Annotated in this window: 19 protein-coding genes; 13 read left to right on the top strand and 6 right to left on the bottom strand. The window is 63.3% G+C overall.

Features of this window, described 5'->3' with window-relative positions:
* Positions 1–57: 57 nt before the first annotated feature.
* On the bottom strand, positions 58–732 hold the full coding sequence (locus tag J3L12_RS01770; RefSeq protein WP_208013331.1) for a hypothetical protein: 675 nt from the start codon (positions 730–732) through the stop codon (positions 58–60).
* A 162-nt stretch (positions 733–894) separates the two neighbouring features.
* Between J3L12_RS01770 and J3L12_RS01765 the strand changes: the two genes are divergently transcribed.
* Positions 895–1,815 carry a methyltransferase domain-containing protein gene (locus J3L12_RS01765; protein WP_208013330.1) on the top strand — a complete coding sequence of 307 codons (921 nt, stop codon included), beginning with the start codon at positions 895–897 and terminating at the stop codon, positions 1,813–1,815.
* Between the two features lie 270 nt (positions 1,816–2,085).
* On the opposite strand, the gene J3L12_RS01760 is transcribed toward J3L12_RS01765, so the two are convergent.
* Together J3L12_RS01760 and J3L12_RS01755 are read right to left on the bottom strand one after the other, a co-directional pair.
* Positions 2,086–2,490 carry a bacteriohemerythrin gene (locus J3L12_RS01760; RefSeq protein ID WP_208013329.1) on the bottom strand — a complete coding sequence of 135 codons (405 nt, stop codon included), beginning with the start codon at positions 2,488–2,490 and terminating at the stop codon, positions 2,086–2,088.
* Between the two features lie 70 nt (positions 2,491–2,560).
* Positions 2,561–3,523 (bottom strand): Stp1/IreP family PP2C-type Ser/Thr phosphatase, encoded by a 963-nt coding sequence (locus J3L12_RS01755; RefSeq protein WP_208013328.1) that lies wholly within the window; start codon positions 3,521–3,523, stop codon positions 2,561–2,563.
* A 114-nt stretch (positions 3,524–3,637) separates the two neighbouring features.
* Between J3L12_RS01755 and J3L12_RS01750 the strand changes: the two genes are divergently transcribed.
* Positions 3,638–3,871, top strand: a complete 234-nt coding sequence (locus J3L12_RS01750) for a hypothetical protein (protein ID WP_208013327.1) — start codon at positions 3,638–3,640, stop codon at positions 3,869–3,871.
* A gap of 186 nt (positions 3,872–4,057) precedes the next feature.
* On the opposite strand, the gene nth is transcribed toward J3L12_RS01750, so the two are convergent.
* Positions 4,058–4,843, bottom strand: coding sequence for an endonuclease III (gene nth / locus J3L12_RS01745; RefSeq protein WP_208013326.1), 786 nt, complete (start codon positions 4,841–4,843; stop codon positions 4,058–4,060).
* A 3-nt stretch (positions 4,844–4,846) separates the two neighbouring features.
* A complete protein-coding gene (proS, locus tag J3L12_RS01740) occupies positions 4,847–6,280 on the bottom strand; it encodes a proline--tRNA ligase (RefSeq protein WP_208013325.1) in 1,434 nt (477 codons plus the stop codon).
* A gap of 382 nt (positions 6,281–6,662) precedes the next feature.
* Here proS and J3L12_RS16870 point away from each other — a divergent pair, with 382 nt between their 5' ends.
* The 7 genes from J3L12_RS16870 (at position 6,663) to J3L12_RS01705 (ending at position 16,081) form a co-directional block, all read left to right on the top strand.
* Complete coding sequence (locus J3L12_RS16870; protein ID WP_279381083.1) at positions 6,663–9,125, top strand: S8 family serine peptidase; 2,463 nt, start codon at positions 6,663–6,665, stop codon at positions 9,123–9,125.
* A 61-nt stretch (positions 9,126–9,186) separates the two neighbouring features.
* Positions 9,187–9,717, top strand: coding sequence for a GNAT family protein (locus tag J3L12_RS01730; RefSeq protein WP_208013323.1), 531 nt, complete (start codon positions 9,187–9,189; stop codon positions 9,715–9,717).
* 83 nt (positions 9,718–9,800) lie between these two features.
* Positions 9,801–12,737, top strand: coding sequence for an AAA family ATPase (locus J3L12_RS01725; RefSeq protein ID WP_208013322.1), 2,937 nt, complete (start codon positions 9,801–9,803; stop codon positions 12,735–12,737).
* Between the two features lie 38 nt (positions 12,738–12,775).
* Complete coding sequence (locus J3L12_RS01720) at positions 12,776–12,955, top strand: hypothetical protein (protein ID WP_208013321.1); 180 nt, start codon at positions 12,776–12,778, stop codon at positions 12,953–12,955.
* Between the two features lie 83 nt (positions 12,956–13,038).
* Positions 13,039–15,252, top strand: coding sequence for a hypothetical protein (locus tag J3L12_RS01715; RefSeq protein WP_208013320.1), 2,214 nt, complete (start codon positions 13,039–13,041; stop codon positions 15,250–15,252).
* Between the two features lie 148 nt (positions 15,253–15,400).
* Positions 15,401–15,646, top strand: a complete 246-nt coding sequence (locus J3L12_RS01710; RefSeq protein WP_208013319.1) for an AbrB/MazE/SpoVT family DNA-binding domain-containing protein — start codon at positions 15,401–15,403, stop codon at positions 15,644–15,646.
* Positions 15,647–15,649: 3 nt separating this feature from the next.
* Positions 15,650–16,081: a PIN domain-containing protein gene (locus J3L12_RS01705; RefSeq protein WP_208013318.1), complete on the top strand. Its 432-nt coding sequence runs from the start codon at positions 15,650–15,652 to the stop codon at positions 16,079–16,081.
* Positions 16,082–16,093: 12 nt separating this feature from the next.
* Here the strand turns inward: J3L12_RS01705 and J3L12_RS01700 are convergent, their stop codons facing one another.
* Complete coding sequence (locus J3L12_RS01700; protein ID WP_208013317.1) at positions 16,094–17,065, bottom strand: hypothetical protein; 972 nt, start codon at positions 17,063–17,065, stop codon at positions 16,094–16,096.
* Between the two features lie 124 nt (positions 17,066–17,189).
* On the opposite strand from J3L12_RS01700, the gene J3L12_RS01695 reads away from it, so the two are divergent.
* The 4 genes from J3L12_RS01695 to J3L12_RS01685 all read left to right on the top strand — a co-directional run bounded on the left by J3L12_RS01695 (position 17,190) and on the right by J3L12_RS01685 (position 20,172).
* A complete protein-coding gene (locus J3L12_RS01695) occupies positions 17,190–18,026 on the top strand; it encodes an alpha/beta fold hydrolase (RefSeq protein ID WP_208013316.1) in 837 nt (278 codons plus the stop codon).
* A 157-nt stretch (positions 18,027–18,183) separates the two neighbouring features.
* Entirely contained in the window at positions 18,184–19,146 is a 963-nt protein-coding gene (locus J3L12_RS01690) for a hypothetical protein (protein WP_208013315.1), read from the top strand.
* 83 nt (positions 19,147–19,229) lie between these two features.
* On the top strand, positions 19,230–19,352 hold the full coding sequence (locus J3L12_RS16865) for a hypothetical protein (protein WP_279381082.1): 123 nt from the start codon (positions 19,230–19,232) through the stop codon (positions 19,350–19,352).
* A gap of 10 nt (positions 19,353–19,362) precedes the next feature.
* A complete protein-coding gene (locus tag J3L12_RS01685; RefSeq protein ID WP_208013314.1) occupies positions 19,363–20,172 on the top strand; it encodes a hypothetical protein in 810 nt (269 codons plus the stop codon).
* Positions 20,173–20,308 lie beyond the last annotated feature (136 nt).

Below are 20,308 nucleotides of genomic sequence, written 5' to 3'. Positions count from 1 at the left end.
CGCACCAAAGCGGGGCCGTTTTCAGCTCTCGGCTTTTAGCTTGTGGTTTTTAGCCCACTACGGCCCCAGCTTGCGCCTGAGGTACAAAAGCAAATCCTCCAGCGCGGTGCGCAGGGCCCGCTGCTCGCGCAGGATGGCCTCGATGCGGTCTTCGGGGGTGGCCAGGGTGAGGGTTTTGAAGATCATGTTGGTGTTGCCGCAGCGTGGGCAGGGGATGGTGGGAGGCGAGCTGGAGGGGGCGTAAAAGATGCGGGTGTTGTCGCGGGTGCAGAGCATGTACTTGGCCCCTGCTGCTTCGCCGCGCCGGATGGCCTCGGCCAGTTCCCTGGCTTCTTCGGTGGCGTAGCCCAGGAAGAAGTCGCCCCCTACCTCCTCGATAGAAGGTACTACCTCGCGGGTAGCGGTCAGGTCGGACTTCAGACCGCGCGGGGCTGTCCAGGAGATGCCATTCCACTTGAAGTGGCGCAGGTGGCGCTTGCGGGCCTTGTCTTCAATTTCGACAATCAGGTTGACCTCGGGGTCTTTGGGGTAGTAATAAAGCCGGACTGCCGCCACTCCGCTCAGCGCAGGCTCCGGAGGCATGGTGTAGGAAAGGGGGCCGTCCACCTTCAAGCGGCTGCTATAACCCACCAGGTTCTGCAGGTCGTAGAGGGTCAGGCCCGGGTGCTCAAAATCGCCCTCCAGGAAGGCCCGCACCTTGGCAAAGGCTTGCTCGAGACCCACATCTACCATAGCTGGCTAAAGTCTACCATCCAGGTCAAGGGGCAAAAACCACGGCCTGGCACCCGGACAGCCCAGAGGTTGTGTTGATCATCGGCCATAGGCTATGGACTATCAGCTTTGCTTGGCGCTTTCAGCCACTGACCCAAACACCAAATCGTATAATGACCCCTCGTGTTGATTCGCGCTGGCAACACCGACTTCCCCCTACCCAGGCCCCCCCAGGTGCTCGAGGTGGGCTTTGGCGACGGGCGCTTTACCGCTCAGATTGCCCGCCTGTACCCCGATTGGCAGATTCTGGGGGTGGAAATTTCGGCGGGCTCGGTAGCCCGGGCCCTTAAGCGCTTTCGGCGGGAGGGCATCGGGAATGTGCAGATCTACCACGGCGAGGCCCTTTTTGCCCTGCGCAACCTGGTGGCCCCGCGCAGCCTGCGGCGGGTCTACGTCAACTTCCCCGACCCCTGGCCCAAGGCCAAGCACGAAGAAAACCGCCTGTTGCAGCGGGCTTTTTTCCGAAGGCTTTCTACCCGGCTGGCCGAGGGGGGCGAGCTGTTGCTCACCACCGACCACGAGGAGTACTGGCGGTTTGCCCAGGCCGAGGGCCAGGCCAGCGGGCTGTTCGAGGTCGAGACCCCACCCCCGCCCCAGCACCACCTGAGCACCAAGTACGCCCTCAAGTGGAAAGAGCAGGGTCGCAGCTTCTATCACGCGGTTTTTCTCAAGATGGCCGAAGACCCCACCCCCTGGCCCCCCCTACCGAGGTATCCTATGCCCCATGCCCTGATGTCTGGTACGCTACCCGAACTCAACCATTTCGAGAAAACTGTGGTTCGTTTTGAGGGTGGCACCGCCATACTGCTCGAGGCCACCCGCGCCCTGGGCCCCGCAGGCGGCTACTACTTTCACACCCACATCGAGGAAGAAGACCTGATCCAGGATGTGCTCCTAGAGGCCCGCCCCAGCGCACATGGGTTGTATGTGGGCATCTCTCGCTTTGGCGCACCTCTCAGCACCGCAGGGGTGCGGGCTGCGGTGGAGTGGCTGGTGGGCTGGCTCGAGGGCCAGGGTCTAGCAGTAAAGCAGCAGTCGTACTAGTGCATAGTCGTACAAATACCCTTACAGAGCCGCCCATTTTGGCACGTACAATGCTGTATGCTCTGGCAAAAGCCGTAGTAGACGCCCTTTCGTTCCTCCCCTACAGCGTAGGGGAGGTTAGGTGGGGTTGCTGAGCAGCGCCTTCGTGTAGTTGAGCGGTTGAGGGCTTCGCCCAATACCCTCCCCGCCCTCCCTACGCGGTAGGGAGGGGACTAGAGATCAATACCTCCGAGAAACCTGGAGGTGTATGGACATCTCTACGACGGTGTACTAGGCAGTCTTTCGTAAAGCGATGTCAATCTTGCAGATGTGCTGGGTCAGCCAGTCTGCCAGCAAGGCGTGCAGGCTTTCCAATGCTGCAACGGAGACTTGATGGGCGGTGTGTTCGCGGTTAAAGTCGGCCCATAGCTGTAAAAACTTGTCGTGGGCCTCCTTGTTCTTCTGAGCCACCTTACAGCCCCGCAGGGCCATGCAAAGCTCCTCGTAGGCAAAATGGGTATTAACGTAGGCATCCAGAAAGATAAACACGTCCTCCACCGCACGCCGGTCAAGCTGGCCTGTTTTGCCCTGCTCAATCAGGTTCTCGATGCGATTGACATAGTCAAACAGGTTCTGATGCTGAAGATCGGTTCGCGTATCGCCGACCTCGTACTGTTCACTCCACTGGATTGGCATGCTCACCCCCGCTCGAGGTTTGTGCGGAGCATTCTAGAGGGGTGAGGGCAGAAAAATGTCCCGATACGGGCTAAGGAGTGCTACCACTGCCCAGCTGGTTGAACAACACAAACCCCAGAAGGCCAAACCACAGCAGGAGCAAAATCACACTGCCCCAGCGCTGCCAGAAGGTGGGTTTCTTTTCCGGCTCGACAATCTGGGTAGTGAGCACTTCCGGGTCGGTGCCGCTTTGCAGATGTACCGGCTTCCCATCGTTGGCCTCGAGCGGCAGGGCATAGGGCCTGGGGTTTTCGGCCACCTGGCTGCCAATCGTGACCACCACTGCACTAATGTTGTCGGGGCCGCCCCAGTCGTTGGCCAGCTTGATCAGCTTGGCCACCGCCGGCTCGGGGGGGTTGGTAAGGATCATCTCGGCAAGCACCTTGTCCTCCAGCACCCCACTGAGGCCGTCGGAGCAGAGCAAAAACACGTCGCCGGGCCGCACCTTGAGACCCACCAGATCCACCCGCGCCTGAGGAAACGAACCCAAGGCATTGGTGATGACGTTGCGCCAGCGGTGGTTGCGGGCTTCGTCCTCACTCAAGAGGCCCTGGCGCACCCGGTCGGCTACCCAGGAGTGATCCTGGGTCAGTTGCAAGAGTTCTCCGTCGCGCAGCAGGTAAGCCCTCGAGTCGCCCACATGGGCAATCAGGGCATAGGGCAGGTCGAGCCACAGGGCGGTACAGGTGGTGCCCATCCCCCGCGATTCGGGCTTTTGCCCGGCCAGGTAGATGGCCTCGTTTGCAGCTTCGTAGGCTTCCAACAGCCCCTGCGGCGAGGGTTCGCTACGCTTGAGCACCTCCACAATCTGGCTTACCGCCATCTGCGAGGCCACCTCGCCGGTTCGATGCCCACCCATCCCGTCGGCTACGATAAAAATACCGCCGTAACTGGTGACGAGCTGGCTCACCGCATCCTCGTTGAGGGCCCGCTTGCGGCCCGGGTCGGTCAGGGCCGCCGCAAAGACCATCGGGAGGCTGTCGGAACCTGGCATACAAGGGGCATTATAGGCCACCCCAGGGGAGTTTGAGGCCAAAAATCACACACCTATTCTCAATTGCAGCCGTCTCATCATTTGCTTCATGGCTTTTACCCTACCCTGGAATGTGTGAGACAGTTCTATTTCAATCTACCCCGGGGCCCTATGGGGGTGCTCTTGCTGGCGCTGGCCGGAACGGTGGGCCTGTTTCTGGTGTTCTGGCTCCTGACCACGTTGTGGGTATTGGCTGTGGGGGCCGGCATCGTCGGCGCTCTGGCCTATGGCTGGCGGCGTCTGGAGGCCCGGTTTCGTCGGGGCCGCTGGCGCAGGCTCCCTGAGCGGGTTCGGCGCTGGGAAGACTGATTTAGGCCGATAGCCCAAAGCCAAAAGCTCAAAGCCTGACGCGGGAGTCCGGCTGGGAAGGGAGGAAGTCGAAGTCTATCCTGCTCGGCCTTGCACAAGCGGCCAGCAACCTCCCTAGTTGCAAACCAGGTTCACAGCCAGTGCCTTTCCTCTGCCATGCGACCTGAGACCCGAGACTTGCGACACTTACCAGGCACCTTTGCTCAGGCACTCGACATAAAGCGGACAGCCCTCGCAGCGCGGTTTGCGGGCGGTGCAGTGGTAGCGCCCGAACAGAATCAGGGCGTGGTGGATAAACACCCACTTTTCCCTGGGAAAGAGGCGCTCGAGGTCGGCCCCAATTTTCTCGGGGTCTTTCTGCTGGGAGAACCCCAGTCGGCTTGCGAGGCGCATCAGGTGCGTATCCACCGCAATCCCCGGCACCCCGAAGGCCGCCCCCAGCACCACGGTGGCGGTCTTCCAGCCCACGCCGGGCAGCTCGCGTAGCTGGGCCTTGTCCACCGGCACCTGGCCCCCGTGCGCCTCCACCAGCTTCCGGGCCAGCAGCACCAGATTCCTGGCTTTGGCACGGTACAGGCCAATGGTCTTGATGTAGGGCTCGACCTCTTCGGGCGTGGCCCTGGCCAGGGCGTGGGCATCGGGAAAGCGCTTGAAGAGCGCTGGGGTGGCTTTGTTCACCGAGGCATCGGTGGCCTGGGCCGAGAGCACCGTAGCCACCAGCAGCTCGAACGGGTTGGTGTGGGCCAGCTCGGTAGCAGCCTGGGGGTATAGCTGCTCCATGACCGAGAGCACCTTGGCCGCTCGAGCCTTCCGGGCTTTCAGGGACTCCCGCCCCCTCCCCTGGGGCTCTTTGCTGCGGCTCTGCGCTTTTGGCGCCGGGCTTTTGGCCTTTGGCGTTTGGCTTTTCGCTATTAGCTTTCGGCGTTCAGCTTTGGGCCCCTGGCTCTTCCCTGTACCCTCGACCCTGGGCATATTTCAGTACGCCTTGGCGAACAGAATCCGCTTGCCGTAAGCACTGGGTTTGCCGCACCGAATACAGCTTCCGTGGGCTTCGGGTTCATCGTAGGGGATGCAGCGGGTGGTGGCGGTGGTCTCGGCCTTGATCTGCTTTTCGCAGTCCTTGTCGCCGCAGTGGAAGGCCTTCACGAAGCCCTGCTCGACCTTTTCCTTGAACACCTCGTAGCTGTCCACCTCCCAGGTGTGGGCGTCGCGGAACTGCAAAGCCCGCTCGTAGAGGTCGTGCTGGAACTGCTCGAGCCGGCCCGGCAGCAGAGCCTGTAGCTCGGCAATCTGCACGGTCTCCTTGCCCCCCAGGCGGCTGGCCAGCACCGCCGTTCCGGCCTCCACATCGCGGGGGCCGACCTCGAGGCGCAGCGGTACGCCCTTCAGTTCCCACTCGTTGAACTTATAGCCGGGGCTGTACTGGTCGCGGTCATCCAGGTATGCGCGGATACCCGCTTGCTTTAGCTCATGGAGCAGTTTCTCGCACGCCGGGAGAACTGTCTCTCGAGTCTCAGCTTTGTAGATGGGCACGATCACCACCTGGATGGGGGCCAGGCGGGGCGGCAGAATCAGGCCCTTGTCGTCGCCGTGGGTCATCACGATAGCCCCCACCACCCGGGTGGTAAAGCCCCAGGAAGTGGTGTGAACGTACTTGTTCTGCTGGTCTTTGTCCTGGAACTGGATGTCGAAGGCTTTGGCGAAATTCTGGCCCAGGTAGTGCGAGGTGCACGATTGCAGGGCCTTGCCGTCCCGCATCATGGCCTCGTAACTGATGGAATAGACCGCCCCGGCAAACTTCTCCGAGTCGGTTTTGGGGCCTTCCCAGCCGGGAATGGCGCACCAGTCGCGCAGCACCGTGGCATACACCCCGGCCATGCGGCGGGTTTCCTCTTCGGCTTCCTCCTGGGTGGCGTGGGCGGTGTGGCCCTCCTGCCACAAAAACTCGGTGGTGCGCAGAAAGAGCTTTGTGCGCAGCTCCCAGCGCACCACGCTGTTCCACTGGTTTAGCAGTTGGGGTAGGTCGCGGTAGGTGCGGATCCACTTGGCCCACATGTGCCCGATGATGGTCTCGGAGGTCGGGCGCACCGCCAGGGGCTCTTCCAGCGTCTCGCCCCCAGCCTGCGTTACCACGGCCAGCTCAGGGGCAAAGCCCTCCACGTGCTCGGCTTCTTTTTGCAAGAAGCTGATGGGAATGAAGAGGGGGAAGTAGGTGTTGGAGTGTCCGGTTTCCTTGAACATGCGATCCAGCTCGCGCTGGATGTTTTCCCACAGGGCATAGCCGTAGGGCTTGACCACCATGGTCCCGCGCACCGGGCCGTAGTCCACCAGGTCGGCTTTGAGCACCACTTCGTTGTACCATTCGTTGAAATCTACAGATTGGGGAACGAGGCCTTTGTCCTTCGCCATACCGACCCATCATAGCGGATGTCACACAGAAGTTGCGTTGCCAGCGAAAAAAGTTGGCTGTAACGAATCCAGCCTTTATGAAACGTCTAAGTAACCAGACCTTGTAACCAAAACTGCCGGTCGAGCGCTTAGTATGAATTGCGTTTTCAAAACCAGATCCTCAGAAAGGAGGTAGTTTCAGCAGTTTCTGAACAGTTTGTTGTGGTTGCAGCCAAAACCATCCCTCAGATTCAACAGATTCTTGAATAAAGGAGCAATCGTGCGCAAGTCCCTACTCACACTAGGTGTGGCAGGTCTGTTGACAGCCTGCGGAGGCTTCAAGTCAAGCCAGCCCACACCTGAGGTCATCGCAGCCCTACCCCCTCAACCCACAACTTCCACCATGGTCAACGAGACCCCCACGCGCTGGTTTGTGGAGCTTTCCGGCGGGGCGGTTTCCGATGGCATTAGCCTCCAAAGCGTGCAAGCCCAACAAGCAGCCTTCCGTCAGGCCGCCCAGGCTGCAGGCGTCAAAATCCTTTACTCGTACACCGAGCTGGTCAACGGTTTCTCGGTGGAAGTACCCGGCAACGATCGCAAGTTGCTCTACACCCTACCCGGAGTGGAGGGCGTTTATCCGGTGGGGATGTACAAGCTACCCCCGCGTGAGGCAGCCAATCCCGATCTGGCCAGCGCCATCACCCAAACCGGAGCCGACATTGCCCAGAACGACCTGGGCCTCACAGGTCGGGGCGTGAAGGTGGGCATCATTGACTCCGGGATTGACATCCAGCACCCCGCATTTGCAGGCCGCATTGTAGACGGCTACGACTTTGTGGGCGACGCTTACGATGCCTCTGACCCGAGCAAGTCCACTCCGGTTCCCGACCCCAACCCCGACGACTGTGACGGCCACGGCACGCACGTAGCGGGCATTGTGGGCGGTAAGGATAGTCAGATCACCGGCGTGGCCCCTGGGGTCACATTTGGGGCCTATAAGGTTTTTGGTTGCGAGGGCTCCACGGGGGATGACGTAATCCTGGCTGCCCTCGAGCGGGCCGAGACCGCTGGTATGGATGTGGTTAACATGAGCCTGGGCTCGCCCTTCGGCTGGAGCATGCTGGGCAAGGCCGTTACCAAGATGGTCAAACGCGGCACCGTGGTGGTGGCGTCGGCTGGCAATAACGGCAACCTCGGGCTATTCGCAACCGGTGACCCCGCCGCCACCCAGGGCGTTATCAGCGTGGCCTCCTTCGACAACGTTAGCGTGAATGCCCAAAAAGCCATCGTGAACGCCACCAACAGCCCGCTCGGCTATCTGGTGCTGGGCGGGGCTGAAGCCCCCCCCACCAGCGGCACCAGCGCCGAGGTGGTCTGGATTGGCCGCTCCTGCAATGCTGATGCCCTGCTCGCGAACCCTGCAGGGAAGGTGGCCCTGATCGAACGCGGCGCGTGTACCTTCAACGAAAAATATCAGAAGGCCGTTGCTGCCGGAGCGGTGGGCGTCATCATTCACAACAATGCAGCAGGCCTCTTTGCGGGCGGTGGCATTGTGGGGGCTCCGGGGGTCTTTGGCATCAGCATCTCGCTAGCCGATGGCCTGGCTCTGCGCGCTCTCACCTCCCCCACCACGCTAACCTGGACTGCCGGTACCACCCTGGTTGCGAACCCCACCGGCAACTTAATCTCTAGCTTCAGCTCCTGGGGTCTTAGTCAAGACTTGAAACTCAAGCCCGACCTGGGCGCGCCCGGCGGCCTGATTCGCTCGGCCCTCCCGTTGGAGCAAGGCGGCTACGGTATCTTGAGCGGCACCTCCATGTCGGCACCGCACGTTGCGGGTGCAGTAGCCCTTTTGCTGGAGGGCAACCCCGCGTTCTGGCGTACGCAGCGCCCCAGCGAGGTCATCAAGTACCTCCAGAATACCGCCATGCCCAAGCCCTTCGCCCTGGCCCCAGCCAGCGGTTTCCCGGAAACCAGCTTCCGCGAGGGCGCCGGGATGATTGACATCGTGGCAGCAGTGCAGAACCGTGTGACCGTGACGCCTTCCGCCATTTCCTTCGCCGAAAAGGCAGGCGCCCACACCGAACGGCTGGTGCTCAGGAACCGCAGCAACGTGCCGCTCATCTACCGGCCTACCCACCTGGCAAGTCCCTCGGCCACGGGCAGCATTTATTCGCCTAGCTTCAATACCGCAGCCGCCACGGTCAGCTTCAGCCATAGCCAGATCACCGTGCCGGCCAGGGGCGAGGCCATCCTGACCGTAACCATCACGCCACCGGCGGGCCTGGCAGCCAAGAGCCTGTATGGGGGTTACATCCTCCTGAACCCGGTGGGTGCGGGCATCAAGATGAACGTGCCCTACGTGGGCATGCCGGGAGGTTATCAGGCCATTCAGGTACTGACACCGGCGGCCTCTGGCTTCCCCCTTCTGGGCAGGCTTAACGCCGCAGGCACCGCATTCGACATCCTGCCCGGCGGGGGCACCTTTACCCTCCAGGGCAACGACGTACCACAGATTCTGGCACACTTCGAACACGGGGCCCAGGCCTACGAAATGGTCATTCTCGACGCGGCCACCAACGCCCCCATCCACCCCAAGTTCAATCGCGCTGACTACGGTGAGTACCTACCCCGCAACTCCTCGGCTAATGGCTTCTTCGCCATTGCGTGGGATGGAACCCGCATCACCAAGTACAAAAACGAGGACATCTACGGCAACAAGATTCCGGTACCCAGTGAGTTCCAGGCTGTACCCAACGGGCAGTACAAACTGCAAATCCGGGTGCTCAAACCCACCGGCAACCGCAACAACCTCGCCGACTGGGAAACCTGGACTTCGCCGGTCATCACCCTGGCCCGTCCGTAAGCCCTGCACCCTTTCCAGAAGACCCGCCTCGGCGGGTCTTTTTTGCGTATGCTAAAGGCACATGGAACTGCGCGGCCCCCGCATCCGGCTTCGCCCCCCCCGCCCGGAGGACACCGAGGCGCTGTTTGCATTGATGTCCGACCTCGAGCTGGCCCCTTTTGTGTACTGGAACCCCCACCAGAGCCCCCAGGAAACCTACGAGTACCTGGAGTGCTTGCAAGCCAAGGAGGGCTTTTTCATCATCGAGGCCGAAGGCCGACCCGCCGGGGTGATTGGGCTGCACCTGGACTGGCCCAACAAGCTGGGCGAGACCGAGACCTGGCTGGGGCGGCCCTACTGGGGTACCGGCCTCAACACCGAGGCCAAGGTGGTGCTCTTCGATTTTGCCTTTGGGCCCTGGGACTTGCGCCGTATCCAGGCCATTGCCCACGTGCACAACCCGCGCTCGCAGCGGGCGCTGGAGAAGCTGGGCTTTCAGCGCGAAGGGCTCTTGCGCCGCTGGCGCTGGATTCGCGGGGAGCCCTGGGATTTTTACATGTACAGCCTGCTGCCCGAAGAGTGGATGTCAAGCCGGCCACCCATTTTTTACTAGCGTAATCAACGTCGTTACACTCCCGCGATAGGTGTACCAGGCGCTACAATGGGGTACTAATCCATTTTGCGCCGGAAGAGCGTATGCCCACGCCTGCCTGCTTGTACCTGCTTGACGAGCCCCACATGCGGGTGGGGGAGGTGCGCCACGACCTAACCCCCTCGCGCCCGGTACAGCTGCTGGTCTACCTGGCCTGCCGGGGGGAGTGGGTAAGCCGCGAGGCGCTGGCCGCCCTCTTCTGGCCCGACAGCCCCGAGGAGGAAGCCCGCCACAACCTGCGGGTGGTGCTGCACCGGGCCAGGGCGCTGCCCTGGGCCGGGGGCCTCGAGGTCGAGCGGGAGCGGGTGAGGCTCTTGATGGACACCGACACCGCCCATTTCCGACAGGCGCTGGGCCAGGCCCGCTGGGAACAGGCTGTGCGCCTGCACCGGCGGCCTTTTTTGCAGGGCTTCCCCTTGCAGGACGCACCCGCCCTGGAAGACTGGGCCACCCTCGAGCGCGAGAGCCTGCTGGAGGCCTGGCAGCAGGCCGCCCGCCACCACGCCGAGGCCCTCCAACAAGCCGAGCAGCACGCCGAGGCCTGCAAGCTGCTGGCGGAAATCCTGCGGCAGAACCTGTTAAGCGAGGACGTGTTGCAGGACTACTTGCGGGCCGCCTACCTGGCCGGGCAGCGGGAGGCGGCCCTGAAGCTCTATGAACGCTTCGCAGGGGAGCTGAGACAGGAGCTGGGGTTGGAGCCCATGCGGGCCACCCAGGAACTGGCCCAGGCCCTGCGGCGGAGTGAGCCGCTTCAAGCAGTCCCACCAAAACCGCCGCCCAGGATTCCCCTCGAGGTGCTGCGCCCGCCCCGCCTGGTAGGCCGCGAGGCCGAGCAGGCCCGGCTGCGGGGGTCGTCGGCGCTGCTGGTCCACGGCGAACCGGGGGTGGGCAAGTCCCGCCTGCTCCAGGAGGTCTTCCCCCAAGCCCCGCTCCTGCGGGCCCGCGAAGGGCTGGAGAACGTGCCCTTCTACCCGGTGCTGGACTACCTCAAGGCAAATCTTGCCAACCTCCCAGACCTGGGCCCCTACCGCGAAGACCTGGCCCGGCTGCTGCCGGAGGCCTACCCCGGCTTCGCCCCGCCCCCTGGCGAGCCCGGCAGCGCCAAAGCCCGCCTTCTGGAAGCCCTGGCCCGCGCCCTGGCCCCCGCCGGACGGCTGCTGTTCGACGACCTGCAGTGGGCCGACGAGGGCACCCTGGAGCTTTTGCTGTACCTGCACAGCCGGGGGCAGCCCTGGGCAGGGGCCTACCGGAGCCACGAGGTGGGGCCGGCCCTGGCAAAAGCCATCGAGGCCCTACGCGGAAGCGGGGCGGAGGAGCTGGCCCTGGAGCCGCTGGCAGCCCCCTCGGTGCAAGCCCTGCTGGCCGATTTGATTGGGGTGGAGGAAGGGCCCCCGGTCTTTGCCGGCTGGCTGCACGGCCAGACCGGCGGCAACCCCTTCTTTGCCCTCGAGACCCTCAAGGCCCTCTTCGAGAACGGGGTGCTGCGGGCCGAGCAAGGCCAGTGGCACACCGACCTGGACGAGGTGACCCGCGACTACAGCGAGCTGCAAATCCCCCCCAAAGTGGCCGAGGTGATCCGCCGCCGGGTGGGCCGCCTCTCCGAGCCCGCCCTGCGGGTGGTGCAGGCCGCCAGCGTGGTGGGCGAGGGCTTTGGCCCCAGGCTGCTGGCCGGGGTGACCGGGCTTTCGGAGTGGGCGGTGCTGGGGGGACTCGAGGAGGCCGAAACCCTGGGGCTCATGCAAAGCGCCCAGTTTACCCACGACCTGATCCGCCAGGGGGTGTACAGCGACCTTCCATCCTCGAGGCGAACCATGCTTCACAGTACAGTAGCCCAAAGTCTCGGCGAGGCCGACCCGGCGTTGCGGGCACGACATCACCAGGCGGCAGGTGAGCTCGAGCGGGCCAGCCGCCTATGGGAGGAAGCCGCCGAAGGCACTCCCGATGCGGCGGTTGCGGTAGGGCTTTTGCGCAGAGCGCTGGAAACCAACGCTGACCCCAGGCGGAAGATAGAGCTCGAGCTCAAACTTATCCAGCAACTGGGCGGCGCCGGGCTGTACGAAGAGGGCAAGAGCCGCCTCGAGGCCCTCTTGCAACAGTCTCTAAGCGTTTCCCAACGGGCCTGTGCCCTTGCCTTGCTGGCTGGGGTACATGTGCAAAACATGCAGGTTGCCCTGGCCGAGCCCATCCTGGCCGACCTCGAGCAAAACTATCCTTTCGACCTCCTGGACGAGCACGCCCAGGTTACGGTGGGCCTTTTGCGCAAGTCCTGGCACTTCCAGAAAGGTGAATACGACCTGGCCCTGGACATGGCCCGAAAGCTGGCCGAAATCTATGCCCAGCACCACGACCCGGCGACCCGCTTCGACCTGGTTCTACTCAAAAACGATATGGGAGCCCAGCTTACCCAACTGGGTCGCCTGGACGAAGCCCGGCGCGAACTGGAAGAAGCCTTCGCCCTCGCACAGGCTCTACACTCGCGTCACGGCAAGATCTCCTGCATGAGCAACCTGGTGTACTACTGGATTGTACGGGGTGAACCGGCGCAAATTCTGGCGCCCGCCAGGGCCGTGCTGGCCGAAGACCCGGCCTACGAGGAAGGACGCACTGACAACCTCGAGGTCAATCTAGGCACCGCCTGCTTGCGCCTCGAACGCTGGGAGGAGGCCATCGGCCACTACGAGGCGGTGCGCCAAAAGGGCCGCCACCCCATGTTCGGCCTCCTGGCCCGCACCCGCTTGTTTGGGCTATACCATCAGACCGGCCAGCCCGAAAAAGCCCACCGGGCCCTGCAAGAGGCCCTGACCTTCCTGCCCAAAACCGCCCACCTGCCTACCCGCGCCATCCTGCTCACCCTGTCCCTGCAACACGGCACCCCTGAGGAGCTGGCGATGGTGCGGCAAGCAGTTGAGCCCCTCGAGCGCACCCGGCTTCCCCGTGAGGTGCGGGCCCAGCTCGAGGCCGCCGAGGCTGCTCGAGGCTGAGACGCCGGTGTAACGCTTCCCCCCCTACCCTACCTGCCATGACCCCCAGGCTGCGCCAGAGCCTCCTGGTACGGGTGTACACCACCCCCGGCCCGGACGGCCTCCCCCGTTCCACCTACCGCGTACACGACCTGAAGACCGGTACCGAGGTGGAGCTGGCCACCTGGGAGGAGCTGCGGGCCTACCTACAGCGCCGCTGGCCGCGCCGGTTGCGCTGAGACGGTGGTGTAACGCTTTGCAGCTACAGTGCCCCTCGAGGCTCCCCCAAACCCAAGCTGGGGCAGTACTCAGGAGGTGAAATATGCGGCCTTTGGTACATTTGGTAGCGGGACTATTGCTGGTGTTGCTGGCGGGGTGCGGCAACCGCCCGGGCCCGGACACCGGCCCGCAGGTGTTCGTGGGCGAGATTGCGGGCAGCGATGCCCTGATTGCGCTGGTGGTGGAGCAGGGGCGTTTTCTAGCCTACAGTTGCGGGGGCCCGGATAGCTGGCAGCAGCTTACCGGCTGGTTCGAGGGCGAACTGCAGGGCGGCAGCCTCCCGGTCACCACCGGCAGCTATGGCCTGGTGCTGAAAGCCAGTCCGAGCGGTACAGGGTGGAGCGGTTCCCTCGAGGCCGAGGGGCAGACCCGCAGCTTTAGCCTTGCCCCGGCCAAACCGGACAGCCCCGCCGGGCTCTACATCCTGGACAACGAGGCCCGCGAGGCTGGGCTGATCATCGCGAACAACCTCAAAACTGCGGGGGTCTACTACGGCAAGCAGAGCGGCGTGACCGCCACCGTGCAGGTCAAGGACGACCTGGCGAAGATCGCCACCCGGCCCACCCAGCTCACCGTGACCTCCCCGGCCTACGGCGGCAGCGAGTTCACCCTGAGCAGCACCACCAAGGTGCAGGCCGCGCCAGTCGAGCCCCGCCTTCCTATCCCAGTGAACCTGCACCGCATAGCCGCTCAGATGCTGGAAGAAACCCGCGGCAGCGAGATGGCCCCCGACTGGAGCAGCACCGCCCGGCTGGCCGGCACGGTGCGCCCCTTCTACCGCCCGGATATCACAGCGCCGGCCTACTTCGAGCTACCCGTACTGCCGCAGGGGTTCATTCTGGTCTCAAATGGCGAGCACGATTATCCGATTACCCACTGGAGCGATACCTTCACCCTCTCAAAAAGCCTCGAGGCTTCAGCCAAGGATAAGGGTCAGACCTCGGCCCGCTACTATAAACTCGATACTTTGTTTTATGTGGCCGAGGATAGCCAGGGTAACCGCATCGCCAGTTATGGCAGTGAAATCGCGCAGATTGTGGGGGTCTCGTTCAACCAGACCGAGCGAATGCTTGTCGCCACCGCTACACCCCAGACGCCCCAGCCCGAGGATACCGACCCCACCAACTCGCGGTTCGTGATTCGACAAGACCCCCCGCCCAACATCGTCTTCAGGCCCTGGGGCTCCTGGCGCGAGCAAAAAAGTGGATTTGCATCAGCTTATGCCCCCTGGCTCAGACTGCTGGCCGAGCGTGCCAGAAGCGACTGGGAGGTTGAAAAGGCCATTCAGCGCAATGGTGAAGCGCTGGTTGCGGGAAACAAGTACGAGGTAGCTACCCTCTACCCGGGTGTGAAGTTTCGTACCGACCGGGACGTGAGCGCACACATTGCTTTAGAGCTCAAGAAGTCCTCCGATGCCAGAGTGCCCGACACGCTGGTGATTACGGTGCGGGCCAGTGCGCCCGAGAACACTGCCTTCGGCCTTGAGTTGTCTTACCGCAACGGTGTGACCGAGATGCTGCGCTATACCGTGGTACGACCCCCCGCTACTCCAAGTGGCGTTCGTGCCCAGTCCGACGATTGGAGCCGGTGGACTTACCATAGCGCGGGCGGCAACTCCGATCAGCGTACCTACTGGCAGGAAACCCACCCCACCAAGGGCTGTCCTACGGGCTGCGGCCCGGTGGCTTGGGCCATGCTCTTTGGCTGGGCCGACTTCAAGGCCGCTCAGGATCACCCCCGCTGGAAGAACCGCAGGGGTATCTACCGCGAGAACGGGGGCCGCACCGGTGGAGCGGTCGCGCCCAAGGTTATGGATCAGGGCATCCGTAACGTGATCCTCGAGCTGAACCAGGCCATGAATACCGACTGCTTTATGGGCGGGGGCCTTACCGAGCCCTGGGACATGATCGGAGCCTCGAGCTACCTCGAGGGACGCACCGCGGCCAGTCTGCGTACGGAGTACAGTGGGTTGCTGATTCCCAGCGACAGCTTACGCACCCGTGCGCAAGACTCCATTCGCAGGCATGACACCCCTGCCGTCATCGGTATCGGCCTGGCTCCGGCGCACTACCCGCTGGCCTACAAATACCGCTACCGGACCCGCCTGATGGTCGGTATTGGGCCGGTTGGCATTACCGAGTACCAGTATCAGTTCAAGGTAAACCAGGGCTTTGGGCGTATATCGCCCACATCCAACGAGCCCATCACCGAGTGGGTTCCAGCCGATACCTGGTTTGTGGGAGAAATCCTGCCATAGCCCTTCCAAACTAACCAAATCCCGCCCCCAAGGCGGGGTTTGGTTCGTTCCCCAGTTTGTTGCTGGCTGAACACCGGCTCATCTGAACCATGCCAGCATAGCTAGGAACTGAATTTCACGAAACCAAGATTTTTGGTATTTTGGTTATATGGAACTGGCCAAGCTCAGCCGCAAAGGGCAGGTCTCCATCCCCCGCAAGCTGCTGCGGGCGCTGGGGATCTCGGGCGAGGGCTACTTTCTGGTGGAGCTCTCCCCCGATGGGGGCATTCTGCTGCGCCCTGCCGGGGTCTACCCCATAGAGCTGTACAGCCCGGAGCGCATACAGGAGTTCTTGCAGGAGGACGCCCTAACCGAAGAGGAGCGCTCTAAGCTCCATAACCTGTCGGAGCGCTGAGCAGTGCGGCTCTTCCTGGATGCCAACGTGCTCTTTGCCGCCGCCTGGCAGGAGGGCCGCTCGCGCGCGCTGCTGGTTCTGGCCCGGCAGGTGGGGTGTACCCTGCTCACCTCCCCGCATGCGCTGGAGGAGGCCCGGCGCAACCTGCAAGCCCAGCGGCCTGCAGCCCTGCCCATCTTGCAAGCCCAGATGGCCGATCTGAGCCTGGTGAGCGAGGCACCGGCAGAGCAGCTCGAGAAGGCCCTGCAAAGGGGGCTCCCCCTCAAGGACGCACCCATCCTGGCTGCGGCCTGGGCAGCTGGGGCGGAGGTGCTGGTTACGGGTGACCGGCGGCATTTCGGCCACCTGATGGGGCAGCCGGTAGAGGGGCTGCGGGTGCTCACTCCTGGAGAAACCCTGGCCGAGCTGATGGAGACGCGGAAAACAGAGGGCTAGGGCCTGGGTTTTCTACGCCACCACCCAGCCGTACTGCTCAAACAAAGGCTCGTACTCCTCCGGCACAAAGAGCCGGTCTTCGGGGTATTCAACCTCCACGTACCGCTGGGGCCGCAGGAGCCGGTGGCTGGGGTGGGCCAGGTCGATCACATAGCGCTGCGGCGGCTTGCCGGCGGTCAGGTAGCGCAGCTCGAAAGCCAGCAGCGTTAGGGGGTTCTGCGCGTCGTAGAGCCCCCGCTGTTGCGCCCGGCTCTGCTTGACGGTGGCCCGCGCCCCTTGCAGGGTGCGGGAGGCGTTCACCTCGGCCCAGAAGCGCTCGGGCTGCAAGACCGCACCGAAGGGGGTTGGCTGCTCGCGGAAGGGGTCTATGTTGGGCCAGATGAAGTAGGGGCTGGCGTGAGCCCCTTCCAGCAGGCGGGTGTTGTAGCTGGCCCGCCGTGGCCGCTGGGGAGTGGGGTTGGGCACATTTGGCGCGGCAAAGCAGAGCAAGCGCCCATAGCCGTCCAGCACCTCGCGGCCATAGGCCAGGTAGAAGCGGAAGCTTTCGGGGGTGTGCTGGTAGAACTCGAGGTCGTCCTGCACCAGGGCTTCCAGGGCCAGGGTGGCCGCTTGGGCGTGGTGGGCGTGGTTGGCGCTCACCCCCGGCTGCACCCGCGCTTGCAGGTGGGCCCGCAGGGGGGGCTCGAGGGCTGCGGCCATAGCCTCTAACTGCCCCTGCAAAAAACCATCCCAGCTCGGGTCGGCAATGCCCACGTAGCGCTCGCTGCCGTCGGCCTGCTTGCGAAACAGCCCCTTCTCCGGCGCATCCACCCCCAAAAAGCGCAGCGCCAGGTTGGCCAGGGCCCGTGTAGAGATGGTGTCGCCGTCGCTCACCGCCTGCTTGGGCGAGCCGATGCCCTGCCCATAAACCATCAGGCCCGCGTTTCCTACCAAAAAGGCTTTGCCCTGCCGCACTACCCGCCGTACCAGTTTGTCCTCGGTCATACGGTACCCCTTTCCTGGCCATTCTCCACCCAGGGGCGTTATATGCGGGTTATGAAGCTCGAGGTTGAGACGCTGGTGTAACGCCAACGGTGCTACAACATAAGCAAAGACACCGGAGGTATCTATGCGCCAATGGAACCGACTCCCCTGGCCCTCTGTTTCGTCTCTGGCGCTCACCGCCTGGCTGCTGGTCGGCCTGGCCTTCCTGCCCCACGGACTGGGCCAGGAGATGCGGGTCGAGACGGTCAGCTACAAAAACGGCGACCTCGAGCTTCGCGCCTTCCTCTACCGTCCCCCAGGCCCAGGGCCCTTCCCCGCCATCCTCTACAACCACGGCAGCGAGAAGAACCTGGCCTACATCGATCGGCTGGCCGTGCCCTTTGTACGGCAGGGCTACCTTTTCTTCGCGCCCAACCGCCGGGGCCACGGTCGCTCACCGGGAACCTACATCCTGGACGTGCTCAACACCCTGCGCGGGGCGGAGTGGAGCCAGGCTCTGGTGCGGCTGCACGAGGAACAGCTCTCCGACCAGCTCAGCGGGGTGGCCTACCTGCGAACCCTGCCCTTCGTGAACCCAGAGCGCATCGGGGTATATGGATGGTCGTTTGGGGGCATCCAGACCCTGCTGGCCGCCGAGCGCCCCGACAGCGGCTACAAAGCCGCGGTAAGCTGCGCGGGGGCCGCCCAAACCTGGCCCAACTCACCCGACCTGCGGGCTCGCCTGAGCGCAGCCGCCCAAAGAGCGGCCCTGCCCATCTTTTTGCTGCAAACCCAGAACGACCACTCCCTGGCTGCCATAGAGGGCTTATCGGAGGTACTCCGCCGAAGTGGAAAGCCCTACCAGGCACGAATATTCCCCGCCTTTGGCACCACCCCACAGCAAGGGCACGAGTTCTGTGTCCAGGGTAGCGAGATTTGGGGGCCTGAGGTGTTTGCCTTCTTTGCCCAGCACCTTCGCTGAGTAAACATCACACTGGCCTGTTTTTCGTTCTTGGAGCCCCGCCCTTGGGCGGGGTTTTTCCTTGAGACGCTGGTGTAACGCTGGCCTCCTATTCTGCCCTCAATCGCCCGGCACCCTGCTCCTTACGCATGGGCAGAGACTTACCAAAGGAGGCCACATGAAACCCTTTATCTGGACCACTGCTAGCCTGCTCATCGCCGCCCTCTGCGCTTGCGGCACCACCAGCCCCAACCCCGGCAACCCCGGCCCCGGTACGCCCAACCCGCCCGGCAACTCCGGCGGGCTCGGCTTCAAGGCCGCCTCCCTGCTGCCCGAGAAGCTCAAGGACTTGGAGCAAGAACTCTCGCCCCTGCTGGTAGAGCTGGTGGAGCTGGCCCGCAGCCTGAGCCGCAACAACAGCACCCTTACCGGCACCCTGACCCAGAGCGGCAACACCTTCAGCTACAGCGCCACCCCCAACAACCGCCTGCGGGTGGTCTGGAGCGATGGGGTGATTTACGAGTTCGCCGTCGTGCAGTTCCAGGGCAGCCTGAGCAGCGGGGCCGGGGCTTTCTACAAGGGCAACCACCTGCTCCAGTACACCGCCTCGCTCGACCCCGACGGCGAGCTGGGCCCGGTAAACCTGAGCCTGCGCTCGCAGCGCCAGGGCGCCAACCTGAGCGTGGGCCTGGGCGGCAGCGCCACCTTCGAAGGGCAGGCCCACACCCTGAACCTGAACTATGCCCAGGTAGTGCTCTCCGACTTTGGCCCCGGCTCCATCGAGTTCCGCCACCAGGACACCCTGCAGGGCAGCCTGAGCGGCCCCAGCTTGCAGGTGCAGATAAACGAGACCTACGACTTCCGCCTGGTGGGTTCGGGTAGCCTGGTGATGCAGACCATCCGCACCCTGAACAACACCTGGAGCGAGGGGGGCCAGCAGTTCCGCCTGTCAAACGGCCTCATCAAGCGGGTCTTCCGCGACGGCAACCCCATCGAGCCCGACTTCTGGACGGCCTCGGGCGACCTGCTGCGGGCGGGGGTGCGGGTAGGGGGGTTGGGGCAGCAGTTTGTGGGGAGCAACCTCGAGCAGTTCCTGGACACCCCTTCGGGGCGGGTGCGGCTGGGGGCCTTCCGCTTCTGAGCTTGTCAACCCCAGGGTCAGGGTGCAACACTGAGCTTCCAAACCCAAAGACGTACAACACCCGGTTTGTAAGGGAGGGCGTGGTGAGACGAAAATGGCTGGTTCTCGGGCTGGTACTGGCACTGCTGGCCGCCTGCGGGGGCGGTTCCCCCACCCCTCAAGGCACCTGGGATAACTCGAGCTGGGACGCTGCCACCTGGCAGTAGGGAGGTATTTATGAAAGGGCGCAATATCTTCTACTTTGGCCTGGGAGCACTCCTGGTCGCCACCGGACTATACGGCCTCTCGGTGGGCAACCTGACCACCTTCACCGCCGGCACCCCCATCCGGGCCAGCGAGGTAAATGCCAACTTCAGCACCCTCAAGGCCGGCATCGCAGCGCTGGAAACCGGCAAGCAAAACCGGGTAACCGCCACCTGCGGTGAGGGTAGCAGCATCCGGGTGATTAATGCCGACGGCACGGTGGTCTGCGAGGTGGACGACGGCGGGGCCGGAGGGGGTGGGGACATTACCGCCGTCAACGCCGCCGAGGGCCTGAGCGGCGGGGGCACCAGCGGCGATGTGACCCTCTCGCTGGCCGATGGTGGGGTGAGCACTGCCAAGATTGCCAACGGGGCCGTCACGGCTCCCAAAATTGCCGCCGGGGCGGTGGGCAGTGCCGCCCTGCAAAACGGCGCCGTGACCGCTGATAAAATTGCCAACAACGCCATCAACAACACCAGTCAGGTGGCTGCGGGTTCGCTCGAGCTGAATGATCTGAGACAATTCTCGTTAGCAGGAGTTGGTTATGCCCCTTTTACCATCCCGGCCCGCTCTTGTGTGGCTCGAGAAGTCACTGCTTCTGGTACCCAGATCGGCGATATGATAATCGCGGTTCCAGGCGGAACCTTTGTCTTTCCAGCAGGAATCTACACCCTGCCCACCATCGTCGAGGTGGCGGGGCAGGCGGGCGTGGTATTTTGCAACGGCACGTCCTCCGACATCACCCACAATTTTTCCGTCAGTCTCAGGCGTATCCCGAACTAGTGGTCTGGTAACAAAGTAATCCGAATACTTCCAATGAACCTAACTTCTGCCCTTGACTTCTCGTTGTCATTCCGAGGCGCACGCAGTGCAACGAGGAATCTGGTACTGCATGGGTACAATGAATATAGTGGACTGC

The organism is Meiothermus sp. CFH 77666 (genome assembly GCF_017497985.1).
GTDB lineage: Bacteria > Deinococcota > Deinococci > Deinococcales > Thermaceae > Meiothermus.
The sequence above is the reverse complement of the archived record's forward strand: the minus strand, read 5'-3'. Positions and strand labels throughout refer to the sequence as shown.

Coding starts and splice junctions, on each gene's coding strand:
- proS (WP_208013325.1), bottom strand. CDS start 6,280: ATGGCGAAGGACAAAGGCCTCGTTCCCCAATCTGTAGATTTCAACGAA.
- J3L12_RS01720 (WP_208013321.1), top strand. CDS start 12,776: ATGACCCCCAGGCTGCGCCAGAGCCTCCTGGTACGGGTGTACACCACC.
- J3L12_RS01685 (WP_208013314.1), top strand. CDS start 19,363: ATGAAAGGGCGCAATATCTTCTACTTTGGCCTGGGAGCACTCCTGGTC.
- J3L12_RS01715 (WP_208013320.1), top strand. CDS start 13,039: ATGCGGCCTTTGGTACATTTGGTAGCGGGACTATTGCTGGTGTTGCTG.
- nth (WP_208013326.1), bottom strand. CDS start 4,843: ATGCCCAGGGTCGAGGGTACAGGGAAGAGCCAGGGGCCCAAAGCTGAA.
- J3L12_RS01755 (WP_208013328.1), bottom strand. CDS start 3,523: ATGCCAGGTTCCGACAGCCTCCCGATGGTCTTTGCGGCGGCCCTGACC.
- J3L12_RS01760 (WP_208013329.1), bottom strand. CDS start 2,490: ATGCCAATCCAGTGGAGTGAACAGTACGAGGTCGGCGATACGCGAACC.
- J3L12_RS01690 (WP_208013315.1), top strand. CDS start 18,184: ATGAAACCCTTTATCTGGACCACTGCTAGCCTGCTCATCGCCGCCCTC.
- J3L12_RS01710 (WP_208013319.1), top strand. CDS start 15,401: ATGGAACTGGCCAAGCTCAGCCGCAAAGGGCAGGTCTCCATCCCCCGC.
- J3L12_RS16870 (WP_279381083.1), top strand. CDS start 6,663: ATGGTCAACGAGACCCCCACGCGCTGGTTTGTGGAGCTTTCCGGCGGG.
- J3L12_RS01725 (WP_208013322.1), top strand. CDS start 9,801: ATGCCCACGCCTGCCTGCTTGTACCTGCTTGACGAGCCCCACATGCGG.
- J3L12_RS01730 (WP_208013323.1), top strand. CDS start 9,187: ATGGAACTGCGCGGCCCCCGCATCCGGCTTCGCCCCCCCCGCCCGGAG.
- J3L12_RS01695 (WP_208013316.1), top strand. CDS start 17,190: ATGCGCCAATGGAACCGACTCCCCTGGCCCTCTGTTTCGTCTCTGGCG.
- J3L12_RS01700 (WP_208013317.1), bottom strand. CDS start 17,065: ATGACCGAGGACAAACTGGTACGGCGGGTAGTGCGGCAGGGCAAAGCC.
- J3L12_RS01770 (WP_208013331.1), bottom strand. CDS start 732: ATGGTAGATGTGGGTCTCGAGCAAGCCTTTGCCAAGGTGCGGGCCTTC.